Annotated in this window: 9 protein-coding genes; 7 read left to right on the top strand and 2 right to left on the bottom strand. The window is 72.5% G+C overall.

Annotated elements, in window-relative coordinates; translation table 11 throughout:
• From DZA62_RS36435 to DZA62_RS21000, 3 genes are all read left to right on the top strand, one after another.
• On the top strand, positions 1 to 879 hold an 879-nt coding region (locus DZA62_RS36435; protein ID WP_198664018.1), incomplete at its 5' end, for a twin-arginine translocation signal domain-containing protein.
• Between the two features lie 122 nt (positions 880 to 1001).
• Positions 1002 to 3455 (top strand): ATP-binding protein, encoded by a 2454-nt coding sequence (locus DZA62_RS21005; RefSeq protein WP_198664017.1) that lies wholly within the window; start codon positions 1002 to 1004, stop codon positions 3453 to 3455.
• 298 nt (positions 3456 to 3753) lie between these two features.
• Positions 3754 to 4101 carry a hypothetical protein gene (locus DZA62_RS21000; protein WP_157987804.1) on the top strand — a complete coding sequence of 116 codons (348 nt, stop codon included), beginning with the start codon at positions 3754 to 3756 and terminating at the stop codon, positions 4099 to 4101.
• Here DZA62_RS21000 and DZA62_RS20995 read toward each other — a convergent pair.
• Positions 4098 to 5321 carry an endonuclease/exonuclease/phosphatase family protein gene (locus DZA62_RS20995; protein WP_116950868.1) on the bottom strand — a complete coding sequence of 408 codons (1224 nt, stop codon included), beginning with the start codon at positions 5319 to 5321 and terminating at the stop codon, positions 4098 to 4100. The two genes, DZA62_RS21000 and DZA62_RS20995, sit on opposite strands and share 4 nt — an antisense overlap.
• Positions 5322 to 5385: 64 nt before the next feature.
• The gene (locus DZA62_RS20990; protein WP_116950867.1) at positions 5386 to 6336 is read right to left on the bottom strand and encodes a sugar-binding transcriptional regulator; all 951 of its coding nucleotides are present in this window, start codon (positions 6334 to 6336) and stop codon (positions 5386 to 5388) included.
• A gap of 141 nt (positions 6337 to 6477) precedes the next feature.
• Between DZA62_RS20990 and DZA62_RS20985 the strand changes: the two genes are divergently transcribed.
• Genes DZA62_RS20985 through DZA62_RS20970 form a run of 4 tightly spaced genes read left to right on the top strand, consistent with a single transcriptional unit; the run spans position 6478 to position 10626 of the window.
• The gene (locus DZA62_RS20985) at positions 6478 to 7479 is read left to right on the top strand and encodes a zinc-dependent alcohol dehydrogenase family protein (protein WP_116950866.1); all 1002 of its coding nucleotides are present in this window, start codon (positions 6478 to 6480) and stop codon (positions 7477 to 7479) included.
• A complete protein-coding gene (locus DZA62_RS20980; protein ID WP_116950865.1) occupies positions 7476 to 8843 on the top strand; it encodes an ABC transporter substrate-binding protein in 1368 nt (455 codons plus the stop codon). The genes DZA62_RS20985 and DZA62_RS20980 overlap by 4 nt, the downstream gene beginning before the upstream one ends.
• A complete protein-coding gene (locus tag DZA62_RS20975; protein ID WP_198664016.1) occupies positions 8840 to 9787 on the top strand; it encodes a carbohydrate ABC transporter permease in 948 nt (315 codons plus the stop codon). The genes DZA62_RS20980 and DZA62_RS20975 overlap by 4 nt, the downstream gene beginning before the upstream one ends.
• A complete protein-coding gene (locus tag DZA62_RS20970; RefSeq protein WP_116950864.1) occupies positions 9784 to 10626 on the top strand; it encodes a carbohydrate ABC transporter permease in 843 nt (280 codons plus the stop codon). Before DZA62_RS20975 ends, DZA62_RS20970 begins: the two co-directional genes overlap by 4 nt.
• Positions 10627 to 11213 lie beyond the last annotated feature (587 nt).

Below are 11213 nucleotides of genomic sequence, written 5' to 3'. Positions count from 1 at the left end.
ATCCGGACCGTCACGATTCGAACCTACTCGAATTCATGGCGACGCCACCGCCCGCCCCGGTCGGCTGGCCCCCATGACACCACCGAACCTCTCTCCCGCCGCCGGGTCCTGCGGGCCGGCGCCGCCACCGCCGCCGGTCTCGCGGCCGGCGTCACCCTCCCCTCCATCGCCGACGCCGCCACCAGCAGCGATCCCGCGGCCGGCGCCAGCGGTCCCGCGGCCGGCGTCGCCCTCCCCTCCATCGCCGACGCCGCCACCAGCAGCGGTCTCGCGGCCGGCGCCAGCGGTCCCGCGGCCGGCGTCGCCCTCCCCTCCATCGCCGACGCCGCCACCGACCCGGCCCAGCGCAAGGTCGTCCTCGTCGGCGCCAACCCGGGCGTCCAGCTGTTCCACCGCGACGTCGTCAGCGCCTACGCCTCGGTCTGGACGGTGGACTGGTCCACCCACGGCGCCGGCGCGGCGATCGTGCTCTGGCACGACGGCCGGGTGCGGGTGCTCACCGACCACCCGGAGCTCGGGTCCTGGCTGGAACGCACGTTCACCCGGTTCTTCCCCGAGGCCGACGGGCTGCCCTGGCCCGAACCGCGGATCGAGCGACGCGCCGTCCACGTCACCAACGACCTCGCCCGCGGCACCCACGCCCGGGCCGGCGACGTCGCCGTCCGGATCGCCGACGTACTGGATCGGCGGGCGTTCGCCACCGACGAGTTCGACCTCGGCGGCCGCGTGCACAGCCTCAGTCTGGTGACCGGACCGAGCGCCGTCGCGTCCATCGAAGTGCGCGGACGGCGGCTGCCCGGGCAGGTGGTACGGTCCGGCACCCCCGAGCGCCCATCCTCCAGTGCCTTCGTCGCCGTAGCAGAGGTATGGAGGTTCTGAGCGCAATCACTTGCTCCACCGCATCTGATACCTCCAAGATCACCCGGTACGATTTCACAGCTACCGGGTCATCTCGGAGGTAACAAGGCGTGACGGGCGGCAACGCGACCGATTTTGCGAGCTTGCTGCGACAGCATCGGCTGACGGCCGGCCTGTCGCAGGAGGAGCTTGCCGAGAAAGCCGGTCTCAGCTCCGACGCGGTGGCCGCCCTCGAGCGCGGCCGCCGCCGCGCACCCCGTCCGCTGACGGTGCGGCTGCTCGCCACCGCGCTGAATCTCTCCGAAGCCGAGTTCGCCGAGTTCACCGAGTCGCTGCGCCGGTCCCCGGCGGCCTACGCGCCGCAGGTCCAGGGGCCGCCGCTGCCGCCCGAGGCGATGATCGGCCGGACCGCCGAGCTATCCGAGCTGTCGTCGCTGCTCGGTCACGGCGGTGTGCGGCTGGTCACGCTCACCGGGCTCGGCGGCGTCGGCAAGACCCGGCTCGCGGTCGCCGTCGCCAACGACGTGCGGCTGCGGTTCGAGGCCGGTGTCTGCTGGGTGCCGCTGGCCGCCCGTCCCGACGGACCGGAGGTCATCGACGCCGTGGCGGCCGCCGTCGGGCTGCGACCCGCCTCCGATGCCGCCGAGGTCGACGCGCTGGCCGAGCACATCGGCTCGCGGCAGCTGCTGGTCGTGCTGGACAACTGCGAGCACGTGGTCGAGACCAGCGCGTGGCTGTCGACCCTCCTGCTGCAGCGCTGCCCGCAGCTGACCATCATGGCCACCAGCCGCGAGCTGCTGCGCGTGCCCGGTGAGGTGGTCCGGCAGGTGCAGCCGCTGGCGGTGCCGCCGTCACGCGCACAGCCCGAGGAGATCCGCGACGCCGACGCCGTGCGGATGTTCCTGGCCCGCGCCGCCGCGCACGGTGTGCACCCCAACGACGAGCGCCTGCTGCAGGTCAGCCGGGTGTGCCGCAGCGTGCAGGGCATCCCGCTGGCGATCGAGCTGGCGGCCGCGCGCGTCAACGTGCTGACCATCGAGCAGATCGCGGACGAGCTGGACACGTCGTCGCGCATCCTGTCCGGCGGCAGCCGCACCGCGCCGTTGCGGCAGCAGACCATCGACGCCGCGTTGGACTGGAGCTACCAGCTGCTCGGTGCCGAGGAGCGGGAGTTCTTCGAGGCGGTGTCGACGTTCTCCGGCGGCTGGACGATGTCCGCCGCCGTCGCTGTGTTCTGCGCCGAGCAGACCGACGCCTGCCACGAGCGGGTGCTCGACCTCACCGGCCGGCTGATCGACAAGTCGCTGATCCTCGTCGACCGCGACGCCGCCGAGGCGCGTTACTCGATGTTCTCCGTCATCCGGCAGTACGCCGACCGGCGGCTCGACGACGGCGGCCGGCGGACCGCCATCGAGCAGCGGCACCTGCGCCATTACGTCGAGCTGGCCGAGCGGGCCGAGCGCAAACTCGGCACCGACCAGCAGGTCGCGACGCTGAACCACCTCGACATCGAGCTCGACAACCTGCGGGTGGCGCTCGGCCGGGCGATCAGCCGCGAGCTGGGCGGCGAGTCGATGCGGCTGGCCGCCGCGCTGTGGCGGTACTTCTACCTGCGCGGCCACTACTCCGAAGGCCGGGACTGGCTGGAGTCGGCGCTGCGCATCGCCCGCACCGCACCGGACATCACGCCCGATCCGGTCCAGCCGGGCGCGCTCGCCGGCGCCTCCCGCGGCGCCGGGTACCTGGCCTTCCTGCAGTGCGAGTACGACGTGTCGGCGCAGCGGCTCGAGGAGGCGCTCGCGCTCTACCGCCGGCTCGGCGACACCGCCGGCGCCGCCCTCACCCTGCGGCACCTCGGCAGCATCGCCCGCGAGCGCGCCGACTACGACGTCTCCCACGAGCTGCACGTCGAGAGCCTGAATCTCTACCAGCAGCTGGGCGACAAAGCCGGCATCGCATGGGCCCGGCACTACCTCGGTTTCATGTCCTGGCTGCGCATGGACCTCGACGGCGCCCGCGACTACTCGGAGGCGGCGCTCGCCTACTTCCAGCACGCCGGCGACGGCGAGGGCATCACGTGGTCGCAGCTCAACCTCGGCGTCGTCGCCCTCTACAGCGGCGATCTCGACACCGCCGAGCGGCTGTTGCACCAGAGCCTCGGCCGGGCGCAACGCCTCGGCTTCCGTGAGGGCGTCGGCTGGTCGCTCAACCAGCTGGGGGTGGTGGCCCGCCGCCAGGGCCGGCTCGAACGGGCCATCCATCTGCTCGACGAGAGCCTCGCCGAGCAGCAGGAACTGGGCGACAAGTGGCGGGCCGCGAGTGTCCTGGAGGCGCTGGCGTCGGTGGCGCAGGAGCACGAGAACACCGCGTACGCCGCGTTCCTGCTCGGCGCCGCGGCGGCCGTCCGCGACACCATCGGCACCCCGGTGCCGCTGTGCGAACGTCCGGACATCGAGTTCACCACGACCGCCGTCCGCAAGAAGCTGGGCGAGCGCGCGTTCGCCCATGCCTGGGGCGCCGGTCAGGCCACGCCCCTGCACGCGGTGGCCGACGGCTACCCGCCGGACACCCTCAGCACTCTCGACGCGCCCTGGTGAGGTCGGGGCGCGGTGTACGGGGAGGGGCCCGGCCGGCAGCGGTCTTGCCCCCCGCTAGACGCGCTGCCGGCCAAGCTGTGCGGCGCCGGCGCCTTGCTGTGTCCACCCACATCTGCTTCGGGATCCGGCACTCCTCCCCCCGCGGGAACAACAATGACGTGCCGGAGCGATCCGCAACAGCTACAGCACCCTGACAACTCCCTGACAATGTGCGTCCGCCCGTACCCCTGTGGTACGGGGTCCACGATGGCTCCGTGGAGTGACGACGCGCACCGACGCCGTCCGTACCGTCCGCGGCATGACGACCGCACCCTTCCGCGGCGGCCTCCGGCTGGTCCAGCTGCTGCTCATCGCCATGATCGCCCTGCTGATCGTGCGGGGCCCCTTCTACGGCCTGGTCGAGTCCGGCCCCTACGACGGCGCCTGGGGCGGGCCGTCACGGTCGGGCGCGTGGCTGGTGCACGCGGCCCTCGCGGTGCCGATCGGACTGGTCGCCGGGGCGCTGCTGGTCGCATCGGAACGACTGCGCCGCCGGCTCGTCCTGCAGGAGCAGGGCGAACCGGCGGCGTGGTGGGCCCGGCCCGTGGCGGCGCTGGCCGTCGCGCTGGCGGCGGTGTGGGTCGTGCTGTGGGTGGGGCAGCTCTAACGCCCGCCCGGCACCCGGACGTCCACCCAGACCAGCCGGTGGTCGCTCGTCGGGAACGGGAACTCGCCGGTCAGCCGCGACAGCGGGTCCGAGCGCACCGGCCAGAACACGCCCGCGCCGAGCGTGCGCAGCTGCCGCGACGGCAGGACGTAGTCGGCGCGCAGGTTGCCCGGCGCGGTGTCGGCGAAGTCGGCCGTGTCGTAGCGGGGGTCGCCCCCGTGCGTCGCGTTCGCGCCACCCTGCAGGACGGCCGCCTCGGGCGCCCCGTCGGACGTGGGCAGCGGGTCGACGATGCGCGGGTGCTCGAGCAGCTGCTGGATCGCGCCCGGCACGGAGTCGCCGTCGACGGGGTCGCTGTTCTGGTCGCCGAGGATCACGAACGACGAGCCCGGCGTCAGCCCGCCGCGGCCGCCCTCGTCGTCGTAGATCCAGTTCGCCCGGCCCGGGCCCACGTACTCGGCCCAGAAGCGGATCTCGTCGTGGTTGCGGCGGCCGTTGCGGTCCTCGGGGCCGTCGAACGTCGGCGGCGTGGGGTGCGAGACCAGCACGTGCACGACCCGGCGGCCGACCTGGACGGGCACGTCCCAGTGCGACTTGCTGGACAACCGGACGACCTCGAGCTCCTCGGGCGAGAACCAGCCCGGCGGCAGCAGCGCGCCGGGCAGGTCCTTCCAGAGGAAGTTCTGGAACGTGCGGACGTCGTCCTCGAGGATCGGGTACTTCGACAGGACGGCCATGCCGTACTGCCCCGGGAACAGCCCGAACCCGTAGGCGTCGTCGCCGCCGCCGACGGTGCCGTCGTTGTTGAGATCGAAGCCGCTGGGGAGGCCGGTGTTGGACGGCGCCACGTACGCGTACGGGTACTCGATCGGGTCGGCGCCGCCCTGGCCGACCTCCAGGTAGTCCGCGCGGAACAGGTCGGCCGCGACGCCGCCCTCGACGTAGTCGAACTCGTTGAGCAGGATGACGTCGGGCCGGGTCCGCTGGATGACCTCGGCCACGGCCTGCGCCTGGGTGTCGGCGCCGCTGGCGAGGTCGGCCTCCAGCTCGCCCTCGACGGCGCGGTTGAGGCTCAGGTTGTAGGTGGCGACGCGGATCGCCGCGGCGCCGCCGCCGGCCTTGTCGCCGGGCCGCCCGGCGCTCGCCGGTGCCGTCGCCAGCACCGCTGCCGCAGTGGTCAGGGCCGCCGTCACCGCGACGGCGCGGATCGAGATGCGCATGGGTGTCCTTCCCGTGGTGGACCGAACCGGGCACACCCTAGACCCCGGCGGCGAACACCAGGCGTCACGGCGATGACGGGCCGACGAGCTCCAGCACCCGCCGGGCCAGGGCGGCGTCGGTGACGAGTGTGGTGACGAAGCCGCCGCGCGCCGCCGCGAGCGCGGCCTCGGCCCGCCGCTCGCCGTACGCGGTGGCGATGACGACCGGGGTGTCGCGCAGCTCCTGCAGCGTCACGCCGACGACGCGTTCGTCGAAGTCGCCGGTGACGTCGTGCCCGGCGGCGTCGAACAGCCGCGCGCCGGACTCGCCGACGGCCCCGCGTGCCAGCGCCTCGGCCCGTTCGGGCTCGGTGACGGCGTCCCACACCGTCGACAGGCCGGGACCCCAGCCGCCGACCGACACGACGGCGACGTCGAGCGCCTTCGACCGGTCGAGGGCGCGGGCGATCTCGCGCTGCCGCCGCAGCCCGGCCGCCGTGGCGGCGTCCTCGACCACCAGCGGCGCGTAGACGGGCAGCGCCTCGCCGCCCGCCGAGGCCGCGACCGACCGGACGACCTCGACGGTGCTGGCCGACGAGCCCTCGACGGAGATCGACCCGGCCAGCTGGACGACCGTGCAGGGCGCCAGCCGGTGCAGCCGCCGCGACATCGCCTCGATGGTCCGGCTCCAGGTCAGCCCCAGCACCTGGCCGGGCCGGACGGTCTCGGCGATCAGCTCCGCGACCACGGCGGCCAGTTCGTCGCGGGTGGCCGTCTCGGGCTGCGCGGGCGCTTCGACGACGACCGCCTCGCGCACGCCGGTGGCGTCGCGCAGCGCCAGCGACAGTTCGTCGTCGAGGTGGCCGGGCAGGGTGATCTCGACCCGGACCCAGCCGCGCGCCCGCGCCTCGGTGAGGATGCGGGCCACCTGGAACCGGGACAACCCGAACTCCTCGGCGATCTCGACCTTCGACCGGTCGTCGACGTAGTGCCGGCGGGCCACGGCGCCCGCGAGCACCAGGTCGGACGGGCCCATCGCCGGACCGCCGCCTGCCGGCGGCCTGCCCCTGCGTGGCATGACAACCCCCTTGACCGTTTCCGTGACACCGCGATACAACGTTCATTGTACACATATGAGCGCTAAATTCGCTCATATGAGCGACAGCAAGGAGGCTGCATGCGCGCCGTCGTCATCGAGAAGCCCGGCGAGATCACCGTCCGCGACGTGCCCGACCCGGTCCCCGGAACCGGCGACGTGATCGTCGCGGTCGGCGCGTGCGGGCTGTGCGGCACCGACCTGCACATCGCGGCGGGCGAGTTCCCGCCCAGCCCCTATCCCCTCGTCCCGGGGCACGAGTTCGCCGGCGTCGTCGCCGAGGTCGGCCCCGGCGTCACCACCGGCCTCGCGGTGGGCGACCGCGTCGCCGTCGACCCGTCGCTGTTCTGCGGATACTGCCGCCAGTGCCGACGCGGCCGCGGCAACCTGTGCGAGAACTGGGGCGCCGTCGGCGACACTGTCGACGGCGCGTTCGCCGAGTACGTCGCCGTTCCGGCCGCGTCCTGCTACCGGCTGCCGGACGAGCTGACCTTCGCTCAGGGCGCGCTGATCGAGCCGGTGTCGTGCGCCGTGCACGGCCTGCGCCGGCTCGGCGCCGAGCCGGGCGAGCGGGTGCTCGTTCTCGGCGCCGGCACGATGGGCCTGATCATGACCCAGCTGCTGGCCGCCGCCGGCGCCCGGGTCAGCGTCGTCGACCTCGCGGCGGGCAAGCTGCCGCTGGCCGCCGAACTGGGCGCTGCCGAGGTCGCCACGTCGGTGCCGGAGCTGCCGACCCAGCGGTTCGACGCCGCGGTCGACGTCACCGGCGCGGTGCCCGCGTTGGAGGCGGCGTTCGGCGCGCTCGACCGCGGCGGACGGCTGCAGGTGTTCGGGGTCGCGCCGGCCGAGGCGCGCATCGCGCTGTCGCCGTTCCGCATCTACAACGACGAGATCACCGTCGTCGGTTCGATGGCGGTGCTGCACAGCTTCGGCGACGCCGTCGACCTGGTCACGTCCGGGCAGGTACACACCGAGCCGCTGGTCTCGCACACCGTCGGTCTGGACGAGTTCCCCGCTGTCCTCGACCTCGTCCGCTCCGGCGCGACGATCAAGGCGCAGGTGGCGCCGGGCGGTGCGGCATGAGCCGGCGGACACTGCGGCTGACTGCGGGCCTGGGCACGCTCGCGCTCCTGCCCGCCTGCGCCGGGGCCGGCGCGCTGACCTCCGGCTCGGGCTCCGGCACGACGATCGTCGTCGCGGTGGTGTCCAACCCGCAGATGACCGACGCGATCGCGCTGGCCGACGACTTCCGGGCGGCGCACCCCGACGTCGACGTCGACTTCGTCTCGCTGCCGGAGAACGAGTCACGGGCGAAGATCACCGCGTCCGTGGCCACCGGCGGCGGCGAATTCGACGTCATCATGGTCAGCAACTACGAGACCGCAATGTGGGCCGAGAACGGCTGGCTGGTCGACCTGCAGCCGTACGCCGACGCCACCGACGACTACGACACCGACGACTTCATCGCGCCGGTCCGCGAGTCGCTGTCCTACGACGGCGACATGTACTCCGTCCCGTTCTACGGCGAGTCGTCGTTCCTGGTGTACCGCCAGGACCTGTTCGACGCCGCCGGCCTCACCATGCCCGAGCAGCCGACCTGGCCAGAGGTGCGCGAGCTGGCCGCCGCCGTCGAGGAGGCCAACCCGGGCATGAGCGGCATCTGCCTGCGTGGGCTGGCCGGCTGGGGCGAGAACCTGGCCCCGTTGAACACCGTCATCAACACGTTCGGCGGCCGCTGGTTCGACGAGGACTGGAACGCCCAGCTGGACTCCCCCGAGGTCCGCGAGGCGGTCCAGTTCTACGTCGACCTCGTCCGCGAGCACGGCCAGGCCGGCGCCGCCACCAGCGGGTTCGCCGACTGCGCGACGCGCTACGGCCAAGGCCAGGCGGCCATGTGGTACGACGCGACGTCGATGGTCAACGTGGTCGAGAGCCCGCAGGACTCCGTCACGGCCGGCCACAACGGCTACGCGCCGGCGCCGGTGGTCGAGACCGACGCCAGCGGCTGGCTGTACACGTGGTCGCTGGGCATCCCGGCGTCGTCCGACCACCCGGACGAGGCCTGGGACTTCATCGCCTGGATGACCGACAAGGACTACCCGTTCCTCGTCGCCGACGAGCTGGGCTGGGAGCGGGTGCCGCCGGGCAGCCGCACGTCGACCTACGAGATCCCCGAGTACGCCGACGTGGCGGCGGCGTTCGCCGAGCCGACGCTCTCGTCGATGGAGGCCGCCGACCAGGACCACACGATGACCGCGCCGGTCCCCTACGACGGCCTCCAGTTCCTCGCCATTCCGGAGTTCCAGGACCTCGGCACCCGCGTCGGCCAGCAGATCTCCGCGGCCATCGCCGGCCAGATCAGCATCGACGAGGCCCTCGACCAGGCGCAACGCTACGCCGAGACCGTCGGCGAGTCGTATCAGGACGAGCAGGAGGCCGCATCGTGACCACCGACGTCGCCACCACCGCCGTCCCGCCGCGGCCGGCCACCCCGTCACGCGAGCCCGTCCGCTCCGCGCGCCGCGAGGGCTGGCGGCGGCGGGCGCCCCTGCTGCCCGCGCTGGTCTTCGCGATCCTCGTGACGCAGATCCCGTTCCTCGTCACGCTCTGGTATTCGCTGAACTCGTGGAACCTGGTCCGCCCGGGCTCGGAGCGGTTCGTCGGGCTGTCCAACTACGCCGACGTCTTCGCCGACCGGGTCTTCCGCCAGGCCGCCTTCAACACCATCGTCATCACCGCCGGCTGCGTGATCGTCGCGATGCTGCTGGGCGTCGGGCTGGCGCTGCTGCTGGACCGCCGGTTCGTCGGCCGGTCGGTCGTGCGGACGCTGATCATCACGCCGTTCCTCATCATGCCCGTGGCCGGCGCACTGGTGTGGAAGACGACGATGCTCGACCCGCTGTTCGGCATCGTCAACTTCGTGCTGTCGCCGTTCGGCGCCGGTGACTACGACTGGACCAGCTCCGCGCCGCTGGTCTCCGTCATCGCGGCGCTCGTGTGGCAGTGGACGCCGTTCATGGCGCTGCTGGTACTGGCCGGGCTGCAGAGCCAGGGCCGCGACGTTCTGGAAGCCGGACAGATAGATGGGGCCGGGGCGGTCCGAATGTTCCGCTCGATCACGCTGCCGCACCTGCGCCGCTACATCGAGCTGGGCGTGCTGCTGGGCGCGATCTACGTGGTCAACACGTTCGACCAGATCTACATCATGACGCAGGGCGGTCCGGGCACCGCCAGCGCCAACCTGCCCTTCTACATCTACCAGCGGGCGTTCCTCGGCTTCGACGTCGGCCAGGCCGCGGCGATGGGCGTGGTCGTCGTCATCGGCACGATCGTCGTCGCGACGCTCGCGCTGCGCCTGCTGTTCCGCTCGTTCGCCCAGGAGGACCGATGACCACCGCCGCCGTCGCCGTCACCGGCCCGCGCCGCCGGTCCGCCGCCCTGCTGACCGTCCTCACCTGGATCATCGGGATCGTCTTCTTCTTCCCGGTGCTCTGGATGGTGATCACCGCCTTCAAGCACGAGGCCGACGCCTACACCGACCCGCCGAGCCTGATCTTCACGCCGACGCTGGAGCAGTTCCGCGCGCTGTTCGACGCCGGCGCCTGGCCGTACTTCCTCAACTCGCTGTTCGCCACAACGATGTCGACGCTGCTGGTGCTGCTGCTCGCGGTGCCGGCCGCGTACGCGCTGGCGATCCGGCCGGTGAAGAAGACGCAGGACGTGCTGTTCTTCTTCATCTCGACGAAGATGCTGCCGGTCGTCGCGGTGATCGTGCCCATCTACGTGATCGCCGGGCGCATCGGCGCGCTGGACAACATCTGGACGCTGGTCGTGCTGTACACGGCGATGAACCTGCCGATCGCGGTATGGATGATGCGCTCGTTCCTGCAGGAGATCCCGGCCGAGGTGCTCGAGGCGGCCGCGATGGACGGCGCGTCGCTGCGGCAGACGCTGCTGCGCGTCATGCTGCCGATGGTGGCGCCCGGGCTGGCAGCGACGGCGCTGATCTGCGTGATCTTCTCCTGGAACGAGTTCTTCTTCTCCGTCAACCTCACCGCCTCACAGGCCGCGACGGTGCCGCTGTTCCTCGTCGGCTTCATGACCAGCGAGGGCCTCTACTGGGCGCAGCTGGCCGCGGCCGCCACGCTGGCCTCGCTGCCCGTGGTGCTGGCCGGCTGGGTGGCGCAGAAACAGCTCGTCCGCGGCCTGTCGATGGGCGCCATCAAGTAGGCCGTCCGTGGGTGCGGCGCCCAACCCGAACCGCGGGCCGGGTCGGGCGCCGGGCGCCTGGCTCACTCGGTGCCGACTCGGTCGGCCGTCGCCGACCGGCCGACCGCACGCCCGCGGCCAAGAACGGGCAGCTATCGGGGACGGGGCGAAGCTGGACAGACGTCAGGCGCTCTGACGTGGTCCAGAGATCCAGCGGCCCAGTCGCCCTGGTCCACTCGTGCAGGCCGGCCGTCGGTCTGGCCGCGGCGACCGTCGGCCCGACCGTGCCCGGCGCCGACCCGGCGGCGGCGACCGCCGCCCCACCGCTGCCCGCCGTTGCCCCCTTGACGAGACGTGCGCCGTGGTGAGAACAGTGATCAAAGACGGCTCACAAGTGCCCCCGGACACACCAAACGCCCGTGAGCACCGGTTCACGCACCACTTCACCAGGCGTTCTCCCACTCCACCAGGCATGCACGCCTCGCAGAGCGGGAGAACGCCTAGTGAAGTAGGCGATCGTTGATGATCACCCCAGCCCACAGCCACCAACAGCCCCAACAGCCCCAACGGCACCGGTGGCGTCGAGGCGACGCCCGCCGATGAGCCGG

The organism is Jiangella endophytica (assembly GCF_003427025.1).
Taxonomy (GTDB): Bacteria; Actinomycetota; Actinomycetes; order Jiangellales; family Jiangellaceae; genus Jiangella; species Jiangella endophytica.
Note: the sequence above shows the minus strand (reverse complement) of the source record. Positions and strands in the feature narration are given on the sequence as shown.